20 protein-coding genes are annotated in these 21,551 nt (G+C 39.0%); 17 read left to right on the top strand and 3 right to left on the bottom strand.

From position 1 onward, the window contains the following. The first annotated feature begins 473 nt into the window (after positions 1-473). Both QRN68_RS08905 and QRN68_RS08910 read left to right on the top strand, forming a co-directional pair. Complete coding sequence (locus QRN68_RS08905) at positions 474-1,397, top strand: Rpn family recombination-promoting nuclease/putative transposase (RefSeq protein ID WP_285396457.1); 924 nt, start codon at positions 474-476, stop codon at positions 1,395-1,397. A gap of 929 nt (positions 1,398-2,326) precedes the next feature. Continuing rightward, positions 2,327-2,941, top strand: a complete 615-nt coding sequence (locus QRN68_RS08910; protein ID WP_285396458.1) for an HD domain-containing protein — start codon at positions 2,327-2,329, stop codon at positions 2,939-2,941. A gap of 178 nt (positions 2,942-3,119) precedes the next feature. Here the strand turns inward: QRN68_RS08910 and QRN68_RS08915 are convergent, their stop codons facing one another. Further along, the gene (locus QRN68_RS08915; protein WP_285396459.1) at positions 3,120-3,299 is read right to left on the bottom strand and encodes a hypothetical protein; all 180 of its coding nucleotides are present in this window, start codon (positions 3,297-3,299) and stop codon (positions 3,120-3,122) included. A gap of 263 nt (positions 3,300-3,562) precedes the next feature. Here QRN68_RS08915 and QRN68_RS08920 point away from each other — a divergent pair, with 263 nt between their 5' ends. From QRN68_RS08920 to QRN68_RS08980, 13 genes are all read left to right on the top strand, one after another. After that, on the top strand, positions 3,563-5,449 hold the full coding sequence (locus tag QRN68_RS08920; protein ID WP_285396508.1) for an ABC-F family ATP-binding cassette domain-containing protein: 1,887 nt from the start codon (positions 3,563-3,565) through the stop codon (positions 5,447-5,449). A 12-nt stretch (positions 5,450-5,461) separates the two neighbouring features. Continuing rightward, positions 5,462-6,586: a conserved virulence factor C family protein gene (locus tag QRN68_RS08925; protein ID WP_285396460.1), complete on the top strand. Its 1,125-nt coding sequence runs from the start codon at positions 5,462-5,464 to the stop codon at positions 6,584-6,586. 246 nt (positions 6,587-6,832) lie between these two features. After that, positions 6,833-7,003 (top strand): hypothetical protein, encoded by a 171-nt coding sequence (locus QRN68_RS08930; protein ID WP_285396461.1) that lies wholly within the window; start codon positions 6,833-6,835, stop codon positions 7,001-7,003. 190 nt (positions 7,004-7,193) lie between these two features. Beyond that, positions 7,194-8,426: a M20 family metallopeptidase gene (locus QRN68_RS08935; RefSeq protein ID WP_285396462.1), complete on the top strand. Its 1,233-nt coding sequence runs from the start codon at positions 7,194-7,196 to the stop codon at positions 8,424-8,426. Then, positions 8,423-9,511, top strand: coding sequence for a tartrate dehydrogenase (locus QRN68_RS08940; RefSeq protein ID WP_285396463.1), 1,089 nt, complete (start codon positions 8,423-8,425; stop codon positions 9,509-9,511). The genes QRN68_RS08935 and QRN68_RS08940 overlap by 4 nt, the downstream gene beginning before the upstream one ends. Before the next feature lies 1 nt (position 9,512). Continuing rightward, positions 9,513-10,259, top strand: a complete 747-nt coding sequence (locus QRN68_RS08945) for an SDR family NAD(P)-dependent oxidoreductase (RefSeq protein WP_285396464.1) — start codon at positions 9,513-9,515, stop codon at positions 10,257-10,259. Between the two features lie 10 nt (positions 10,260-10,269). Next, on the top strand, positions 10,270-11,724 hold the full coding sequence (locus QRN68_RS08950; protein ID WP_285396465.1) for an aldehyde dehydrogenase family protein: 1,455 nt from the start codon (positions 10,270-10,272) through the stop codon (positions 11,722-11,724). Positions 11,725-11,737: 13 nt separating this feature from the next. Then, entirely contained in the window at positions 11,738-12,766 is a 1,029-nt protein-coding gene (locus QRN68_RS08955; RefSeq protein WP_285396467.1) for an ABC transporter ATP-binding protein, read from the top strand. Then, positions 12,741-13,745, top strand: a complete 1,005-nt coding sequence (locus tag QRN68_RS08960) for an ABC transporter ATP-binding protein (RefSeq protein WP_285396468.1) — start codon at positions 12,741-12,743, stop codon at positions 13,743-13,745. Before QRN68_RS08955 ends, QRN68_RS08960 begins: the two co-directional genes overlap by 26 nt. Before the next feature lie 10 nt (positions 13,746-13,755). After that, on the top strand, positions 13,756-14,727 hold the full coding sequence (locus QRN68_RS08965) for a P1 family peptidase (protein WP_285396469.1): 972 nt from the start codon (positions 13,756-13,758) through the stop codon (positions 14,725-14,727). 19 nt (positions 14,728-14,746) lie between these two features. Next, positions 14,747-16,294, top strand: coding sequence for an ABC transporter substrate-binding protein (locus QRN68_RS08970; protein WP_285396470.1), 1,548 nt, complete (start codon positions 14,747-14,749; stop codon positions 16,292-16,294). Between the two features lie 17 nt (positions 16,295-16,311). After that, positions 16,312-17,253, top strand: coding sequence for an ABC transporter permease (locus QRN68_RS08975; RefSeq protein WP_285396471.1), 942 nt, complete (start codon positions 16,312-16,314; stop codon positions 17,251-17,253). A gap of 12 nt (positions 17,254-17,265) precedes the next feature. After that, the gene (locus QRN68_RS08980) at positions 17,266-18,093 is read left to right on the top strand and encodes an ABC transporter permease (RefSeq protein ID WP_285396473.1); all 828 of its coding nucleotides are present in this window, start codon (positions 17,266-17,268) and stop codon (positions 18,091-18,093) included. On the opposite strand, the gene QRN68_RS08985 is transcribed toward QRN68_RS08980, so the two are convergent. After that, positions 18,082-19,719 (bottom strand): PucR family transcriptional regulator, encoded by a 1,638-nt coding sequence (locus tag QRN68_RS08985; RefSeq protein WP_285396474.1) that lies wholly within the window; start codon positions 19,717-19,719, stop codon positions 18,082-18,084. The genes QRN68_RS08980 and QRN68_RS08985 overlap by 12 nt on opposite strands. Before the next feature lie 104 nt (positions 19,720-19,823). Between QRN68_RS08985 and QRN68_RS08990 the strand changes: the two genes are divergently transcribed. Both QRN68_RS08990 and QRN68_RS08995 read left to right on the top strand, forming a co-directional pair. Next, complete coding sequence (locus QRN68_RS08990; protein WP_285396477.1) at positions 19,824-20,183, top strand: hypothetical protein; 360 nt, start codon at positions 19,824-19,826, stop codon at positions 20,181-20,183. Continuing rightward, positions 20,180-20,620 carry a GNAT family N-acetyltransferase gene (locus tag QRN68_RS08995; protein ID WP_285396478.1) on the top strand — a complete coding sequence of 147 codons (441 nt, stop codon included), beginning with the start codon at positions 20,180-20,182 and terminating at the stop codon, positions 20,618-20,620. Before QRN68_RS08990 ends, QRN68_RS08995 begins: the two co-directional genes overlap by 4 nt. A gap of 104 nt (positions 20,621-20,724) precedes the next feature. On the opposite strand, the gene QRN68_RS09000 is transcribed toward QRN68_RS08995, so the two are convergent. After that, positions 20,725-21,489 carry a nucleotidyltransferase domain-containing protein gene (locus tag QRN68_RS09000; RefSeq protein WP_285396479.1) on the bottom strand — a complete coding sequence of 255 codons (765 nt, stop codon included), beginning with the start codon at positions 21,487-21,489 and terminating at the stop codon, positions 20,725-20,727. Between the last annotated feature and the right edge of the window lie 62 nt (positions 21,490-21,551).

Genomic DNA, 21,551 nt, shown 5'->3' on the forward strand with positions numbered 1-21,551 from the left:
AATCAGATCCTTCTAATTTAATTAGGGTGGATAAAATGGTTAATCAACACACCTGTAAATATATCATGGTCTTCTAAGGGGCATTTGAAAAAAGAAGCAGAGAAAAGTGAGATAGGATAAATGTCTTTAAAATGGAAATTGAAGAAACAATAAAAGCTACCATCATATACATCGAGTAAGATGGGCTGCTTTTACTGTTTTTTCAGTGGGTGGGTAATACATAACATTTATTCCTACTTCCTTTATAACTTAATACTTCAACAGCAGCATTGCGTATTAACAAGGATAATAGGGCTATTTTAATCATTTTTATAAACTACAGAGGGCTTGTTTTTTAATTTGGTCCTGCAATTGAAGCATGTTAAAATAATATAAAATATGAAGATTAAGATTTATGACCAAACTTTTAATGAACGAAAGAGGTGATGGTTGTGAGCGAAAAGGCTTTACGTAGAATTCCGCTAACGAAATTGATGGATCTGAAAGTAGACTATGCATTTAAGCAAATGTTTGGTAGTGAAAAAAATAAACGTATAACCATTGTTTTTCTTAATGCGATTTTAAAACGCACAGGTCGAAATACCATTCAAGAAGTAGCTTTTATGAGCCAAGAAGTTGGTGGTGAATACAAGGAGGTTAAGCAGTCAAGATTAGATATTGTGGTGAAAACACAGGATCAGCAGATGATCAATATTGAGATTCAATTGTCTAATCAGCACGATATGTTCAAGCGTACATTATATTATTGGGCACAACTATATACATCACAATTACAAAAGGGTATGGGATATTATAAACTGGTGCCGACTATTACTGTTAATATATGTAATTTTACGGTGTTTCCTCAAAATGTAGATTATCACAGCACCTTTCATTTATATGAGGATAAAACATTAAAGCGATTAGCTATACAGGATGATGTTTTGGAAGTGCATTTTATTGAAATGAATAAATTCCTTGAACAATGGCACAAAGGACAACTAAAGCCACTTGATGATATTTTAGCACGCTGGTTATTGTTATTAGGTATGGTCGATGCACGAAAGAAAAAGGTTTATGATAAAATTTTTTGCGAATTGGAGGAGCTGGCGATGAAGGACGAACATCTATTAGAGGCATTCAATGCCTGGGAAGAGTTAAGTTTATCTCAGGAAGATGTTATTGCCTATCAATCACGGTTAAAGTATATCCTTGATGAAGAGGCGAAGCTAGAGGATGTGAAGCATATGGCAGAGCAAAAGGGTATAGAAGAAGGGAAAAAAGAAGAAAAAGAAGAAATTGCCAACAATCTTTTAGCGAATAATATGGATATTGATTTTATTAGTAAAATAACAGGCTTATCTGTCGAGCGTATTGAAGAAATCAAGGAAGGGCTAATCCAAAAAAATGACGAATAAACAACGTTAGGGTTAACGAGGCTACGATTTCAAGGAAGAGCTAAGTTATGAAATGTAGGGTGGTTTGAGCAGCAATTGTACGACAATGTGTGTAAAATCAGCAGTATGGGAATATTTGCATTAATTAATAAATTACCAATAAATAGTATTTACTTTAAGGGAATGTCTTTAAAATGGAAGTTGAAGAAACAATAAAAGCTGCCATCATCTACATTGAGTAAGATGGGCAGCTTTTACTGTTTCTTCAGCGGGTTGGTAATACATAACATAACTATCGTTCCTACTTCCTTCATAACTTATTACTTCATTTACGGCTTAAATGAAATTCGGAAAAAATGTTGCCTAAAAAATTTATCTAGTTTTGTTCGCACGACTCTGATGATTCGGCCTTTCGCAAAATGTTGGCAAGAAATTGGTGTACCATTTGCCATTAATGGGAGGAGTTACGTTCACACATATTCAAGATATTGAACAGAAGAAGGTAACATCAATTAATGATAAAAAATATCACACGCTTGCGACATATGGTCAAAGCCTTCTTGGTCGTGAAAACAGGCTTACTGTTTGTTCACTTATCTCGTCATGTACATTTACTATGCGGGTTAAAACAAAGAATTTCTAAGGGAAAGTGTTCACTTTTATTTGATTTCTTAGATGATTGATTACACCCGTCATCTTTCAACACAATATTCAATTGTAAGCCCGCTGAAGTTGTTTAATCTGTTAAAACATAGTTCTTATACATCACTGAAATAATGAACGTACAGAACAAATTAATGTTCTGTACATTTATCATACAGTATTCTGAAAAATTAGTCAATTGAAAGGATCTAACTTTTTTTACTTTTTATCGAGAAGAGAGGTTACTTAGCTTTCAACTCCTCTAAACTATACAGTATAATCGTAAAGGAAGGGAATGAATAAAAAATATGAACAATTTAATGAACAAAGTACGTGGGATTTATGAACAGTTTGATGCTAGCCATGATTTTCAACATATTGAACGTGTTTATCAAAATGCGTTAGCGATTTTACATACTGAACCGGAAGCTGATGCGGAGGTCGTAAAAATTGCTGTGCTTTTGCATGATGTAAGCGATAAAAAGTATACCGATAGTAAAGAGCAGGAAAATAAGTTAATTGCCGAGTTGTCTTTAAGCGAGGAGAAAAAGCAACATATCCGAGATTGCATTGCACAAGTATCGTTTAATGGTGGCAATGAGTTAGAAGCAACTTCTATTGAGGCAAAAGTTGTACGAGATGCAGATCGATTAGATGCCATTGGAGCAATCGGCATTGCACGCACATTTGCTTTTGGTGGGGCTAAAGGTAGAAAGCTTTACGATGAGGAAGAGGACGCTCGTACGGATATGACAGAGGAGGAGTATCGCAGTAAAAATACATCCTCAGTTACCCATTTTTACGAGAAGCTTTTATTGTTGAAGGATTTAATGATTACAGAGAAGGGCAAGCAAATGGCTAACGAACGCCATCAATTTATGGTACAGTTTTTAGAGCAATTACAAAATGAAATAGGTAAATAAAAATGTACACTGCTTTTCAAAGCGGATGCAAATTTATCATCTAAAAGTTAGATATGAGCAACAGGAAAAGGTATAAGCTTCTATTGAATAGTAAGCTTATACCTTTTCGTTTGCCTTCATCTGTTTATTGTTGATCTAATCCTTCGCGTCTAAAATACAAAGCACAAACATTTCATCATTATTTAATTAAATATTTACCAAAGCCATTTTCTGTTTCTCCTACATATTCGATATTGCTACCTTCAGGAATAACTTTTTGTGCTTCCTTAGCAGAGAGGTAAATGATTTTTGTATTTGCTAGGAACGGTATAAATGACCAGTTGTTATCTGCAGCAGGATTAATTGTTTTGTTTACCATAATATAATCAATGATAGTTTGTTACGTTAGTGCCATCTGTTTCTATCAGTGATGAGGCACTAAGTTAGATCGAGTAGAAAGTTTAAGCTTCTTCATTTTGCGGTTAATGGAGGAGGTGTGTTTTTTCGATAAAGAAACAGAGTTTGTTGTCCTTTGTTTACCTGTCATTTGGTGTTATGATAAAAATGGATATCAATAATAAACTACATATAAAAGTAGTGTGGGCATTAAACAACACCTAAATGAAAGAGATGGACAGTGTAATGAGTCATTTAATTGTACAAAATTTAACGAAAACAGTGGGCGATAAAACGCTCTTTCAAAATATTGAATTTACGATTTATGAGGGGGAGCGAGCAGGGCTAATTGGTATTAATGGTACTGGTAAATCTACATTGCTTTCTATTTTAGCAGGTGAAATCGAAGCGGATTCAATGAATGTAGACCGCCCAAATAAATACCGTATTGCTTATTTACCACAGGAGCCTACTTTTAACAGTGGCGAAACTGTGTTACAGGCAGTATTTGCAGGAGATTCACCTATTTTAAAACTTAATCGTGAATATGAGGAGACGGTTGCTGCACTTGCACTAAATCCAACGTCAGAAAGTTTACAAAAAACGTTATTTAGCTTACAGCATCGCATGGATGAAGAGCAGGCGTGGGATGTCAATGCACTGGCTAAGACAGCACTTACGAAGCTTGGGATTGAAATGTTTGATAAGGAAGTATTAACTCTGTCAGGTGGACAGCAAAAGCGCGTCGCATTGGCTAAAGTCTTAATTGAGCCAGCAGATCTTTACTTATTGGACGAGCCGACCAACCATTTAGATGTGCAGTCAACGGAATGGCTACAAGAAATGGTTTTACGATTAAAGGGAGCAGTCATATTCATTACCCATGATCGTTATTTCTTAGATGAGCTATCCACTCATATTTATGAGCTTGCTGACCAAACAATGTATCGCCATACAGGGAATTACGGAGATTATCTCGAAGCACGTGCTATTCGTGAGGAAATGAAAGCAGCCTCTGCTCAAAAGGACCGCAATCGCTATCGTTCGGAATTAAAATGGATTCGTCGTGGAGCGAAGGCGCGTTCTACGAAGCAAAAGGCACGTATCCAACGCTTCGAACAGTTAGAGGATAACCTAGAGCGTAAGTCAGAAGATGTTTCTCTTGAGATGGGCCTAGCTACAACGCGTCTCGGTCGAAAGGTTTTAGAGGCAGAAAAGATTTCGAAGGCATTTGGCCATCAAAAGATTCTAGAAGACTTTTCATTTTTACTGCAACAGGGCGACCGAATTGGTATTATCGGAGCTAATGGTGTAGGAAAATCAACATTATTGAACATGCTTGCAGGTGAACTTACACCTGATTTAGGTGAAATTCATGTTGGTTCGACGGTGAAGCTAGCGCATTTTAAACAAACATTACCGAAAATGAATGAAAATGAGCGTATGATTGAATATATTCGAGAAGCTTCAAATGATATAACAGATGCAGAGGGTGTGCGCTATTCGGCAGCTCAAATGCTGGAGCTTTTCTTATTCCCGCTTAATGCGCATGGTACACCGATCGGTAAATTATCGGGTGGCGAGCGTAAACGTCTCCATTTATTACGATTATTAATGGAACAACCAAACGTACTGTTACTAGATGAGCCTACAAATGATTTAGATATTGAAACACTAGGTGTGTTGGAGGATTTCATTGAGCATTTCCCTGGGGTCGTTATAACGATATCCCACGATCGCTTTTTCTTAGATCGTATTGTGAAAAAGTTATGGATTTTAGATGGTCTTGGACATGTTGAAGAGACACTTGATGTTTACAGTGACTATTTACAAAAACGTGAACAGGAAACCGTTGTAAAGGTAGAGGCGCCAAAGGTCGAAAAACCTAAGACGGAAAAGCCTAAATCGGACAAGAAAAAATTATCCTTTAAAGAGCAAAAAGAATGGGAAACGATTGCTGATGACATAGAAAAGACAGAGACAGCGATTATGGAAACCGAAGAGGGTATTGCCAACGCTGGTGCTGATTTTACAAAGTTACAGGAGTTAACGGCGAAGCTAGATGAGCTAAATGCACAATATGAACATCTTATTGAAAGATGGTCGTATTTAGATGAAATCGTAAACGGATAAGGAGCGATATGTATGAAGATTATGACAATTGAACCGACACCAAGTCCTAATTCTATGAAGATTGTCGTTGATACAGAGTTACCTTTTGGCAAAAGCTATAATTTTACAAAGAATAATAAAGATGAAGCAACTGGAGAAGCAGCGGCGATTTTAGCAATTGAAGGTGTGAAGGGCGTTTATCATGTAGCCGATTTCTTTGCTGTTGAGCGTAACGCAAAGTATGCATGGGAAGGTATTTTAGCAAGCATTCGTCAAGTGTTAGGTGAAGACGTACAGGAAGAAAATGAAACACAGGTAGCTAATGAATTTTATGGTGAAGTGTACGTTCATGTACAGTTTTATAAGCAGGTGCCACTACAAGTAAAGGTGTTTGATAATCAACGTGAGCACCGTATAAGCTGTGGTGAGCGCTTTGTCGAAGCTTTCAATAAAATTATTGAGACAGCAGTTGATGAAAATTATATTTTCCAACGTAAGTGGATTGACTATGGTGTACGATATGGCGAGCTTGAGGAAATTGCGGAAGCAATAAAGCAGGAAATCGATGTGACATATTCTGAGGAACGATTAGTAGAGATTGTCGAAATGATGAATGACGCCGAAAAAACAATTGAGAAACCAGCTAAGCTAAAAATTACTGTTGCACAGTTTAAGCAACCTGAGTGGGAAAAACGTTTCCAATTACTTGATCAGATGGCAGATCCAGAGCTAGATGATTTACCACTTTTAGATTTGGCGTTACAAGATGAGCAAATGTCGATCCGTCGACTGGCAACCGTTTATTTAGGAATGATTGAAGATGTGTCGGTTGTTCCATATTTAGAAAAGGCATTACAAGACAAAAGTGCAGCGGTACGCCGAACTGCAGGAGATTGTATGAGTGACCTTGGCTTCGTGGAATTTGAAGTCGCGATGCAGCAAGCATTGCAAGATAAAAATAAGCTTGTTCGTTGGCGTGCAGCCATGTACTTGTATGAGGTCGGTACTGAAAAGTCATTAGCGGCATTAAAGGCTGCTGAAGAGGATAAAGAGTTTGAAGTGAAACTACAAGTAAAAATGGCGATTGCTCGCATCGAACAGGGCGAGGAAGCAAAAGGTTCTGTTTGGAAGCAAATGACAGAGTCTCGCCAGCGATAAAACGAATAAACCAGCATCTATTTGAGCTATTCAAAATAGATGCTGGTTTTTTATATTTCATTAGTTAAATACAATTTTCCCCTGACAATTTCAACCTCGGGTAAATGATAAAACGTACTTGTCGTTTCGAAATTGTCTACATCTTCATTTGGTGAATAAAATATATTTTTTTACTTGTCCAAGTGCTATTCCAAATTCTATATGGCGTCCTTTTCTGGTTGGCAAAATGACGATAAGAAAGTCTGCTTGCAAGACCGCATTTCTTTCGGAGGTTCCAATTTTTCTTATATTTTCAAATGTTGTAGCTCTATCATTTTGTTCATCGGACGCCCCCCAGGAAGCTTTGCTCTGTGCGAAAGCGAAGCGTCAGCAACAAAGCGCCCAGTCGGAACGGAAATCAACCCCATGTTATGGTAATGATCCAGTCTCTTTTTATCGGGAAATAACAAAAAGTAGATAATTTTGACGTTCTCTAGCTTTTTAATACTAAACAAAAAGTTAATAGCATTATATGTTTTATTAACAAATTGTCTAATACATATCTATAAGGACAATGTTAAAATAATTTGAATTCAGAATATTCGCTTTAAATAAGGGGGGCCTTTAAATGACAGTAACAAATTTAAAGAAAACGGAATCTTATTTGCGTGATCGAGAAGTAGTTATTGAGCTTACACAAAAGCTAGTTCGTATTGAAAGCGTTTATCGAGAAAATGATCCAAATGGCAATGAACAAGAAGTGGCAACTTTTGTCGCTCAATGTTTACGTAATATCGGGATTGAAACACATGTGGAGGAGGTTGTGCCAGGTAGGCCGAATGTGATTGCTATTATTGATTCGGGTAAACCAGGGAAAACGCTACTCTTTGAAGGACATACAGATGTCGTTACTGAAGGAAATCGTGAAGCATGGACGTACGATCCATTCGGTGCAGAAATTATTGATGGTCGAATGTATGGCCGAGGTACAAATGATACAAAAGGAAATCTTGCATGTATGATTACAGCTTGCCAGTCGTTGTTACTGGATCAGGAGGAATTTACAGGCAAGATTATTTTATGTATTCCTTGTGATGAAGAAGGGTTGATGCTTGGCATTAAACATTTTATAAAAAATGGTTGGGCAGATGATGTAGATGGGGCTATTATATGTGAACCACAGGAAAATAATGTCAGCATTGCGCAGCGTGGAGCGATACGTTTGAAGGTGGATATTTTTGGGAAGATGGCGCACGGTGCAATTTCTTGGAGCGGTATTAACCCGAATTGGCGTATGGCACGTTTTATTGTGGAGCTTGAAAAATTAGAAAAAGAAGAGCAAGCACGTTTAGGACGTGATCCAATGCTTAATTGGCCAACCATTACGCCGACAATTTTACGAGCACCAGTAAAAGGGGATGCGCAAATTAATGTCATACCTGATCATTGTATGACGACGCTTGATATTCGTACAGTACCTGCACAGGATCATGATGAGCTTCTTAGTAAAATTGAGGCAATTATCAAACGTCTGCAAGCGGATGATCCGGATTTTAAGGTAGAGCTAACAGTGCTTGACAACCGCCCGGCCACAGCTACAGCGAAGGAGGAACCTGTTGTACAAGCTATTTATGAGGCAGTTGCTGAAGTAACGGAGAAAGAGCCGAAATATAATGGTGTTCCAGGGGCTACAGATGGAACATTCCTTCATGTGCATGGTATCCCAATTGTTACGATTGGTGCGGGTGATCGTGATATTCCCCATCAAATTGACGAATATGTCGATATTGAAGAATTGGCAGAAACAACAGCTATATATCGTTTAGCAGCATTAAAGTTTTTAGCAGGTGATGCACAATGACTCACAAAAAAATCGCCGTCATTCCGGGTGATGGCATTGGAAAGGAAGTCATGGAGGAAGCGTTAAAGGTTTTGAACCATCTTCAGGAACAAGATACGTCTTTACAAATAGAAACAACGATTTTCCCTTGGAGCTCCGATTATTATCTTCAGCACGGTCGTATGATGCCAGAAAATGCACTAGACATATTAAAAGAGTTTGATGCGATATTATTCGGGGCTATTGGAGATGCTCGTGTGCCAGATGATGTTACGGTATGGGAATTAATTATGCCGATACGCAAAAGCTTCCAGCAATATGTTAATTTCCGTCCGATTAAATCGCTACCTGGCATAACCTCACCACTTGCCGATGGAAGGGATATTGATTTCGTGATCTTCCGAGAAAATGCGGAAGGGGAATATTCCGATAGTGGTGGTCGAATGTATCATAATCAGCCGCAGGAAATGACGATTCAAAATACGATTATGACACGTATCGGTATTGAAAAAATTGTACAAGCCGCCTGTGATTATGCTTATAAATATGGCAAAACAAAAATTACGAGTGCAACAAAATCGAATGCCATTATTCATTCAATGAAGTTCTGGGATGAGCATACGAAAAGGATTCTTGCTCAAAGCTCACCAATGCTAGAGCTAGAATCTATTTATATCGATGCTTTAGTAGCTTACTTTGTGGAGCGACCACAGGATTTTCAAGTTGTTGTTGCCTCCAACTTATTCGGGGATATTTTATCTGATTTAGGGTCAGCTATTGTTGGAGGTCTTGGATTGTCACCATCAGCTAATGTGAATCCAGAAAAGGAATTTCCCTCTATGTTTGAGCCTGTGCATGGGTCAGCGCCAAATATTGCAGGAAAGGGGATCGCAAATCCAATTGCACAAATTTGGTCACTTGCTTTATTGCTTGGACATATTGGAAGACCGGATATAGAAGAGTTGATTGTTAATGCGATTGAGACGGTGCTTCAAGAAGGTGTTGTGAAAACGGCGGATATTGGTGGGCAGGCGACGACAGCGCAAATGGGTGATGCGATTTGTCAGGAGATTGTCAAAATGAAATTAGTGGCAAGGGGTGTATAGCATGGCAGTAGAACAACAGGTCATTATTGTCACAGGTGCTGGTGGGGGTATGGGAAAAGCCATTATTCAGGAGCAGCTTGCGAAGGGCAATGTTGTAGTTGGGCTTGATCTATCGGTAGCATCACTAACAGATTTAGCACAGGATGCCTTGCAATGCTTTGAAGTCAATGTTTTGCAGGAGGAGCGTGTGAACGACATATGCAAGCAGGTTATTGACAAGTATGGACGTATTGATGGCCTCGTCAATGCACTTGGCATAGCGCAGGCAGCAACACCGATTGAACAAGTAACGATGGACGAATGGAATCGGTTAATGGATGTCAATGTGAAAAGCTTATTTATTACAACTAAGGCTGTCGTTCCTTATATGAAGGAACGGCAGAAGGGCTCAATTGTAACGATTGCCTCTATTTCTGCCGTACGTCCGAGACCTGGTTTGCAGGCGTATATTGCCTCTAAGGGGGCGGCAGAGAGCTTTACACGCGCAATGGCTATTGAATTAGCGCCGTTCCAAATACGTGTTAACACAATTCATCCAGGTCCAGCCGATACACAGATGTTGGGACAGTTTGCCGCACAAGGAGCAGATATCGAGCAAACAAAACAAAATGTCTTTGTTCAATCGGTACCTCTTGGACGTTTAGTGAATCCGTCAGACATTGCAGGTGCGGTAAATTATTTACTTTCAGATGATGCGAGTATGGTTACAGGGACGACGTTACATGTAGACGGTGGTCGCGGACTATAGGAGGGATAAGGTGAAAAAAATTCCAATGTTTATTAACGGTGAGTGGATTCACGCTGACTCGGAGGCATTATTAGATGTTATGAACCCCTCTACTGGTGAAGTTATTGCCCAAATTACGAATGCCAATAAAGCACATGTTGATGAAGCTGTTCGTGCTGCACGAGTAGCATTTGAAAGTGAAGAGTGGCGGAAAATAAAGGCACATGAACGAGGACAGTTACTTGTTGAATTCGCTCACTATATTCGCAAGCATGCAGAGGAATGGAGTTTATTAGAATGCCGTGATGTTGGAAAGCCGTTAACACAAGCAAGGGCAGATATTGAAGCAGCAGCTCGTTATTTTGAGTTTTACGGGGGAGCTGCTGATAAAGTGATGGGGGATACTATTCCAATTGAAGATGGCATTTTAAATGCGGTAGTGTTAGAGCCAGTCGGAATTACCGTACATATCGTTCCTTGGAATTATCCTATTCAAATAACAGCAAGAAGTGTAGCAGCCGCCATCGCAACGGGTAATGCAGTGATTGTTAAAAGTGCTGAGGATACGCCATTGACAACACATGCCATAACTGAATGGTTTGAGGGAAAATTGCCAAAAGGTATTTTTCAGCATATTACAGGTTTAGGTCGTGATGTCGGTCCGTATTTAACGTCACATCCTGATATTAATCATATTACGTTTACGGGCTCTGTTCCAACGGGGATTGCTGTTATGAAATCAGCAGCTCAAAATGTAGTACCTGTAACATTAGAGCTTGGTGGGAAATCGCCGAATATTGTTTTTGCGGATGCAAACATGGAGCAGGCGCTTGAGGGAGTAGTTCGTGCCATTATTCAAAATGCCGGACAAACATGCTCTGCTGGGGCAAGATTACTAATTGAAGAAAGTGTAAAAGAGACATTCATCACGCAATTAGTGCGGAAATTTCAAGCACTAAAAGTTGGTCCGGGTGAAGCGGACGTTGATATGGGTCCACTTTTAAATGAACGACAATATACGAAGATTTCAACATTATTGCAAAAGGCGAAGGAAGATGGCTATGTGGTCACTGGTGGCGAAACACTGACGATTAAAGGCTATGAAAATGGCTATTATGTTGAACCAACAATACTTGCTGGGGTAGATGCTAATGATCCACTTGCTCAGGAAGAAATTTTCGGTCCAGTGTTGACTATATTTACATTTACAACTGTCGAAGAAGCGATTGCCTTAGCGAATAGTACAGACTACGGTTTAGTTGCAGGCATTTGGTCCAAGGATTTGGATACTGCTCATTTTGTCGCAAGCCGAGTGCAGGCTGGTCAAGTTTTTGTCAATAACTATGGAGCTGCAGGCGGAATTCAAATGCCGTTCGGTGGCTATAAAAAGAGCGGCATTGGTCGAGAAAAAGGTTTTATCGCGTTAAGAAATTATACCCAAATGAAAAATATCGCGATACGCTATGCACCACCTAATCAAATGTGAGAGGGAGACGCATATGGAACACCAAAAAGAAAATCAAATGCTACTAGAGGTAAATCATTTAAAAATAAATTTTCATTTAAAAAATGGCAAACAGGCAAAAGTTGTTGATGACGTGAGCTTTACGATTCATAAAGGAGAAACGGTAGCACTAGTAGGTGAGTCTGGAAGTGGAAAAAGCATTACATCGTTATCAATTATGCGATTACTACCCATGCCACCAGGAGAAATTACAGCTGGTACCATTAAATTGAATGGCAAAAATCTACTAGACTACAAAAATAAAGAGATGAGCAACATTAGAGGCAATGAAATTAGTATGATTTTTCAAGAGCCGATGACCTCTTTGGATCCTGTTTTTACAATCGGTAATCAAATGATAGAAGGAATACGCAGGCACCAAAAGATTTCTAAAAAAGAGGCATGGGAGAAATCACTACAGTTTTTAAAAGAAGTTGGTATTGCCAATGCAGAAAAGGTTATTTCTGAATATCCGCACCAATTATCAGGAGGGATGCGGCAGCGTGTCATGATTGCGATTGCAATGTCCAATAACCCTCAGCTGTTAATTGCTGATGAGCCAACGACGGCACTTGATGTAACAGTACAGGCACAAATTTTAAAGCTTATGATGAAAATGAAGGAAGAGCATCATTCGGCCATATTATTTATTACGCATGATATGAGCGTTGTAGCAGAAACGGCAGATCGTGTCATGGTCATGTACGCAGGGCAAATTGTAGAAGAAGCACCGGTGCGAGAGCTTTTTCTAAATCCGAAGCATCCGTATACGACTGCTCTTTTAAAAACAATGCCTAATCTTGAGACGGATGTCAAAAGATTACCTTCTATTCCAGGTACCGTCCCGCCAGCTTATGCATTACCAGAAGGTTGCCGTTTTGCACCACGCTGTCCATTTGCGATGGAACAATGCCGTGACACGCAGCCAAAGGTAATCCATATTCAAGACGAGCATAAAGTTCGCTGTAATTTATTTACAGAGGAAGGGGCGCTTGATCATGACGAAGAAAGAAGTTTTGCTTGAAATTAATCATTTAAAAGCCTATTTTCCTGTGAAACGTAAGTCGATGAAGGAAGAGAAAAAAGTCATTAAAGCAGTCGATGATATTTCCATTGAGATTTTCCGAGGTGAGACACTTGGCATAGTAGGAGAATCTGGCTCAGGGAAATCCACGTTTGGACGGACAATTTTAAAACTCGTTGAACCGACTTCAGGAGAAATATTATATAAAGGGCAGCCTATCCAGCATTTAAAAGGCAACAAGCTACAAACCTATCGCAAGCAAATGCAAATGATTTTCCAGGATCCCTTTGCATCACTTAATCCTCGAATGCGAATAGGTACTATTATCGAGGAACCGATGAAGCTGCAATTAACATTAACGAAAGAGCAACGCAAAGAACGTGTGAAGGAGCTTTTACACAAGGTAGGCCTTTCAGAGGATGCCATGCAAAAGTTTCCACATGAGTTTTCTGGCGGTCAACGGCAACGAATCGGTATTGCTCGCGCTCTTGCTATTCATCCAGAGTTCATTATTGCAGACGAGCCGGTATCTGCGCTTGATGTGTCAGTGCAGTCACAGGTGTTGAACTTAATGATGGATTTACAGGATGAATTTCATTTAACTTATTTATTTATCTCACATGATTTAAGTGTTGTGAAACATATAAGTGATCGAGTGGCAGTGCTGTATTTAGGGAGAGTAGTGGAAATTGGTACGAAGAAAGAATTATTTGCAAATCCCTTGCATCCATATACGAAAGCATTGCTGTCGGCGATTCCGGTAGTTAATTTTGATAAGCCGAAACAGGAAATATCATTACAGGGGGAATTGCCAAACCCAATGCATCCGCCTGTTGGCTGTGTGTTTCATACACGTTGTCCATTTGTGATGGAAAGGTGTCATCAGGAACGACCAGTGCTTCAGGAAGAAAATAGACAACAAGGAGTAGCCTGCTTTTTATATAAAGAACAATCGGAATATTCAGTCTCTAAAAAGTGAGGTGTGTATAGTGTTTGGAAATATTACAGATGTGCCTGGAGTTAAGGTCGGGCATGCAGAAAATAGTGAAGGCATTACAGGATGTACAGCGATTTTAGTAGAAAATGGAGCAGTTTGCGGTGTCGACGTAAGAGGCTCTGCACCGGGCACTCGAGAAACCGATGCACTTGATCCTATTAATGAAATTGATCGAGTTCATGGGATTTGCCTTTCTGGAGGAAGTGCATTTGGATTAGATGCAGCAACAGGGGTTATGCAATATTTAGAGGAGCAAGGTGTTGGTGTAGATGCGGGTGTTACTACAATACCGATTATTCCTAGTGCGGTGCTGTTCGATTTATTTATTGGCGATCCAAAGATAAGACCTACAGCTCAAATGGGCTATGAAGCGGCCAAAAGTGCGATTGTTGGGCCATTCGTAAGTGGTAATACAGGGGCTGGTTATGGTGCGACAGTAGGCAAATTGGCAGGACCTCAATTTTGCATGAAAGGGGGACTGGGTAGTGTCTCTATAGCAGGCAAAGATGATCTTGTAGTCGGTGCAATTGTAGCTGTCAATGCTGTTGGGGATATAAAAGACCCTAATACAAGAGCAATACTAGCAGGTGCAAGGAATCCTAAAACAGGAGAATGGATGGATTGTTGTGCTTATTTAGAGGAACATGTGCAATCAGAAGCATTGTCAGGCACGAATACGACAATTGGTGTCATTGCAGTGAATGCGAAACTAACAAAAGCTGAGGCGAAAAAAATAGCTCAGCTCACACAAAATGCCCTCGCACGGACCATTTATCCTGTTCACACAATGCTGGATGGAGATACGGTTTTCGTACTAGGTACTGGAGATAAAACATATCCAGTTGACTATTTGGGCCATTTGGCTACAAGAGCAATGGAGGAAGCGATACTTGCTAGCATTAAAGCTGCTGATAAATTGCTAGACGTAGAAAGCTATAAAAGCATTCAAAAAATAAGCACTTAAGGAATAGGGGGAATATGACATGAGGCTGAATAAAAATTGGTTAATGCTGTTGTTAACATTGATAGTAGGCTTACTAATAAGTGCATGCTCAAGTGATGCTGGAAAAGAAGGAAGTTCAGGTGAAAAGTCAGTAGCAGAGTTACCTCAAGAAATTGTAGTGCGTATAAATGATGACCCTGACTTTTTAGATCCACATAAAGCAACAGCATCAATATCGTACCAAATGATTCTCAATATTTTTGAAGGATTGATGGCACCAAAAACAGATGGATCCTTAAAAGAAGGGCTAGCAGAAAGGTATGAAATATCAAAGGATGGCTTAACATATACCTTTAAAATTCGCCCAGGTGTAAAATTTCATAATGGTAAGGATTTAACTATGGAGGATATTCAGTATTCGTTTGATCGCTTAATGGGGAAAAACGGTGGCGAAAAGATGTCAAACAGCTTTGATAATGTTGTGTCAACAGAAGCACCAGATGCCAATACATTTGTCATAAAACTGAAGGAGCCAAACTCCAATTTCCTCTATTCATTAACTGCTCGACAATCAGCCATTGTACCAAAAAGCAATGATGGCAAGCATAATGAAAATCCAATAGGCACTGGGCCATTTGCTTATGTAAAATACTCTCCTGGTACAAATTTAGAGCTAAAGAAAAATGAAAACTACTGGAAGGAAGGTCTTCCATACTTAAATAAAGTGACGTTTACATTCCAGTCGGATGATCAAGCAGCGATTATGAGTTTAATGGCCAATGAAGTAGATGTAACGAGTGTTCCTTGGCATCGTGTAAGTGAAGTAGAGGGGAATTATAATTTATCTCATCAAAATAATAACTCATCGTTAATCATTACATTCAACGAAACTAAAGCACCTTTTGATAATGTCAAGGTCCGTCAGGCAATCAACTACGCCATAAGTAAGTCCGATATTATTGACTCAGTGTTTGCAGGATATGCTGTTCCACTTGGTTCAAATATGAGTCCAGCGATGGGAGACTATCAAAAGAAAGATTTAGAAAGCATGTATAAGCGAGATGTGGAAAAGGCAAAAGCATTATTAGCTGAGGCGGGCTACCCTGATGGCTTTAAAACAAAAATTACAGTGTCTTCGCATAATGATATTTATTCGAATATCGCACAAATTGTTGTAGATAATTTAAAGGAAATCGGTATTGATGTGGAAATTGAGGTTGTAGAATGGGGAATTTGGCTAGACCGAGTTTATTTTGGACGCGACTATCAAATGACAACGATCGATTTAACGGGTCGTGCATCTGCCTACGAAATTTTAAATGATTACATTTCAACGAATGATAGTGAAAACTTCTTCTTATTTAAAAATGATGAATACGACAAAATTATGGCGGATGTTTTGAAGGAGTCGGATCAGGCAAAACAAATTGACTATTACCATCGCGCACAGGAAATTTTAGCTGAGCAGGCAGCAGCAGTTTATGTTGCGGATTATCAGATTGTTTGGGGCTCTGACAAGCAAGTTACTGGATTAAAGAGCTACCCTTTCTGGTTCCATGATATGTCAGAGGTTAAATTTTCTAACTAGAAAGGGATGAGTGCTAGATGATGTATATTATACGTCGATTCATTCTGTTAATAACAACCATCCTTCTAGTGTCAATTATTACATTCGGTGTTTTTCAAATTTTACCTGGTGATCCGGTTCGGACAATGTTAGGCACTGAAGCGGATCCCACACAAATTGAAAATTTGCGATCAGAGCTTGGCTTGAATCGCCCCCTTTATGAGCAATATACGGATTGGATGAAAGGATTATTGACAGGGGAATTAGGGAATTCCATTCGTTTTTCAATGCCGGTAAAAGAATTACTCTTTGACAGACTACCTGTAACGATATCATTGGCTGGGCTCACCCTCTTAATTGTATTAATCATTTCCTTACCATTAGGGATGTTTGCGGCGAGAAGACAAAATAAGCTAAGTGATGTGTCGTTGTCGACAGTAACGCAAGTCGGCATGGCCGTTCCTTCTTTCTGGCTGGGCATGATGCTCATTCTATATATTGGCATGCAATTTAGCTTCTTTAAAATTAGTGGATATATTCCATGGACGCAAAGTGTAGCAGGAGCGCTAAGCACGCTTGTTCTACCTGCATTAACCATTGCAATTCCGCAAATTGCTGTCAATTTCCGCTATGTTCGTACTGCAATTTTAGAGCAAGTTCAGCTCGATTATGTGCGTACGATTCGCAGTAAAGGGATGTCTGAGCAAAATGTCATGTATAAGCATGTCTTAAAAAATTCGATGATTCCGATATTAACGGTCTTTGGACTGATTATGGCGGAGGTTGTTGCAGGAACAATTATTGTGGAGCAAGTATTTTCATTGCCAGGCGTTGGCCAACTGCTTATCACGGCTATTAGTAATCGTGATTTTCCATTAGTGCAGGGAATCGTCATGTATATTACTGTAGCGGTGGTCATGATCAATTTTATGGTCGATATTTTATATTCTGTGATAGATCCTAGAATCCGATTACGATGAGGGGTGGATACGATGAAAAATATACAGAGGTACACGAAAAATATCAATTTAATCATTGGTCTACTAGTCATTGTCGGTTTTCTAATTGTAATGGTTGTTAGCTTTTTTTACACGCCACACGATGTGAATTCTATGAATATACCTCAAAAGCTACGTAGCCCAAGCAGTGATTATCTTTTTGGTACGGACGAATTTGGTCGTGATATTTTTAGCCGCATTATGAAAGGAACACAAACGGCCTTTGCAGTCGGTTTATTAACAGTATGTATTGGAACAATTTTTGGCATTTTAATTGGTGGTATAGCGGGCTATATGGGTGGATGGATCGATGAAATTTTTATGCGCATGATGGATGCATTAATGGCCTTTCCAGGAATAATTTTAGCTTTAATGCTCGTTGCGGTATTTGGACCAGGGATTGTTAATACTGCTATAGCATTAGGCATTATTGCCATACCGGCCATTGCCAGAATTGCACGCAGTGGCTTTGTCCAACATCGTGACAGCGAATATGTATTAGCTGCAAAGTTAATTGGTGTAAAACCTTATAGCATTATGTTCCGCCATATATTACCGAATATTTCATCACAGATTATTGTCGCGGCAACTGTGACCTTTGCAACTGCAATGCTTGCGGAGGCCGCTCTGAGTTACTTAGGGCTTGGCGTGCAACCACCAAACCCTAGTTGGGGACGAATGTTAAAAGATTCACAAGCCTATTTGGTTGGAGCCCCGTGGTATACTTATGCGCCAGGTGGAGCCATTACAGTACTCGTGTTAGGTTTGTATATGCTAAGCAATGCGTTACGTGATTTTATGGATCCACGTTCAAAAGCGTAGTAGATCAGGTGCTGTTTTTTTCAATAATTCATAGGCCTTCACCGCAATTTCTATATTGAGACGATAAGGGGCCTGTAAAAAATCAGCACCTAAAATATTTTCTAGTCGTTCAATTCGCTTATAAAGTGTTTGACGGACAATAAAAAGTTGTTCAGCTGTATCATTTTTCGCACCATTGCATGCTAAATAAACACAGAGCGTTTGATAAAGGTCAGTACCGTTTTTTTGATCAATGAGCAATATTTCTTGTAAATAATCTTTGACGTATTGCAAAAGGGCTGCATGTTCCTGATATAATAACAATCTGTAAACACCTAAATCTTTGTAGTAAATAGAAGTAGCTAGTTCATTGTGCTGCATTTGAATGGTTGTTTTTGCCTCCTTATAGCCTTGCTGCACGCTGTTGATGGATTGATAAACATTGCTGATGCCAAAGGTAAGAGTTATTTGCTCAAAGAACTGTGGTGTTTTTCGAGCAACAATCTGCTGAATGGCTTGATTAAAGGAGTCACGATTTTCATTCATATAATCTGCCGCAATGTAAAAAGCAAGGATAATAATTTCATGTTGTCGAACCGAAACGGTAGGGAAAAAGCCGAGCTTCTTTAGGATGGAACGAACAAACATAACATTTTGTAGCTGTATTTCTTGCCAATCTTCCTCTGAAAAGGTATTGGCATAGTCGGAAATATTAAACACCACTACACGATAAAATAAGTTGCGATTTTCCATTGGCAAATAGCTTTGATAATACTGAAGATCAACGGGCTGACCTTGTATTAAGGCGAGGACAAATTCATCCTCACGGCTTTGTTGGCGTTCCTGTAACATTCGATTACGCATTAATATTTGGGCAATAGACATCGCTGCACGTTCAAGATTTAATAACGTATAATCACTAGGCTTCGGCAGTACAGAATGCATACATAAATAGCCCCATACTTGTCCAAGTCCATTGACTGGAATGATGACGAAATGATCGTTGTCAATGGACAGAAGTTGAATGGGCTCTTGTAAATCTAGCTGCCGACAGTGCTCCTCCATTAGTCGTAAATACTTTTTGGCTTCTATAGGATAATAAAAGCTTTTCGTATCTTCGGAGACAAATAAAAATAAAGTATCAGTATCTTGATGAAGCACCTGCAAAATTTTTAAAATTCCATTAGGCATTAACGATAATTCCATAAAAGTCTTTGAAATCGTATCTAGCTGTATTAATGCTTGCTGATGCTGATTTATAATGTACGTATGTAGATCCTGCGTTATATCGATAAACCGTACAATATCTTCAAAAATGATAATAGGAAAATGTTGAGCATTTGCTAAAGCAATCAGTTCTGCAGGAACATGATCAAAATAATCACCAATCTCTATACAAAGTGCTGCAGCACCATTGCGAATAAGGTTTTGTAAATAGGCAATTTGTGTTTCAAGCTCTAGCTGTAAACCAACACCAGTTGTTAAAATGAGTTCACCCCCATTTATTAAAGTATCAAAATCTTTAATTTCTAAAATATGTGTCCATAGTACTTGCCGATTTAGGCCTTGCTGTCCTGCGATAAGCTTGGCAGATTCAAAATGCTTTCGCTTTAATACATCACGTACGAGTAGAGGATGTTTTGCCATAAATAGCACCTGCCCTTCGAATGTACAATCTTACTTAATTATGTGAAAGAAATCAGAAAATTTCAATATTAAGTAGAATTATAGCAAAAAGATCGTGAAAACGTTTGGCATCACATGTCATTGTACAACTCGGCGCAAACGACGGTCTTAGCGGCGGAAGAAAGAATTTTACCGGCGTAAATGACGGTTTTAGCGGCGGAAGAAAGGACTTTAGCGGCGCAACAGCCAGTCTTAGCGGCGGAAGAAAGGATTTTACCGGCGCAAACGACGGTTTTAGCGGCGGAAGAAAGGACTTTACCGGCGCAAACGACGGTTTTAGCGGCGGAAGAAAGGACTTTACCGGCGCAACAGCCAGTCTTAGCGGCGGAAAAAAGGATCTTACCGGCGCAAACAAAGTTTTACCAGCACAGACAACCTTTCAATCTGCAAAAAAAGTCATTAAACGAGGAGAAATATCAAAATGAACACAATAAAAATTACAGACGAAAAAGCTTTACAAACAGCCTTTGCCATTCGTCAAAAAGTTTTCATAGAGGAACAAAAAGTATCTGAGGAAGAAGAATTTGATGAATTCGACACACTGGATGCAGCATGTGATCATATACTTGTGTACTATAACGATCAACCAGTTGGCACAGGTAGACTGCGAGTTGTTGATGACTACGGCAAACTAGAGCGTATATGTATATTAAAGGAATTCCGCAGCTTTGGATTAGGTAAAGTCATTATCCAAAGTTTAGAGGGAATAGCACTAGAAAAAGGTTTAACAAAATCTAAATTAAATGCGCAATCCTATGCAGAAGGCTTTTATGAAAAATTAGGGTACAAACGTGTGGGTGAAGAGTTTATGGATTGTGGAATCCCACATATTTTAATGAAAAAGCAATTTAATAGGGTGTAGGTTGCAGAAACTATACATAAGCTGAATTTGTTTTTTCGATGACATTCAACGTGATACTCCTGAAAAATAGCAAACTAGGGTAGATGCTAGTTTGCTATTTTATTTTAGCATAATAGCTCTTTGATTTTTTCCCATAATGGTTTAATTTCTTCTTGATCCGGCACATTGTCGAATATCCAACTGGATTCATTGTGGAAGGCGTTCACTAATTTCTTTACTGCCACCTCGTATGTTACAAGGCTCATACAATTCATAATATCGACGAACTCATCTAATCGGTCAGGAGGTAACGAATGATGTAAAGCTTTAAGTCCAAGGGATGCCCGTTCAGGACAATATTTATGTAATAGTACTTTGGCGAAGTGTTCTAAACTATGCCGCAGTAAATGAACGCACCAAATTGCATTTCCACGTTTAGCACTCAAGTAATATTGATACAAATACCAAACAGTATCATCTACAGCATCTTGAAATTCGAGTGGACTTAATGACAAAGTGGTATTCCTCTGTTTAGAGGTAAGAATTCCATTTGGATCAAATAATACTTTTATTGCATCTTTATTACTTATTTCAGTGGGTGTTACGGTGAATAAATCAATATGAATCATATCTTCATATACGACTAATAACTGAGGGGCAATAATATAGATATCATCAATGAACAACGTTTGTTTATATGTTTTAATATGTTTGTTCCGGTTTGGCAAAAATACTTCGATATTTTCTTCTTTGACAACACAATACATATCAATATCTGAAAATTCATCATGCTCATCTCTAGCCATTGATCCTCTTAAAAATACAGCTTCGATATATTGATCATCTTTTAGACTTTCGAGTAAAACCTCAACAACATGATCCAATTTCAATTGTAAAGTTCCTCCCTCGTTGATTCTCGATATAATAAAACAAGCTACTCAAAATTATATTT

The sequence above is a fragment of the Lysinibacillus sp. fls2-241-R2A-57 genome (genome assembly GCF_030209535.1).
Taxonomy (GTDB): Bacteria; Bacillota; Bacilli; order Bacillales_A; family Planococcaceae; genus Lysinibacillus.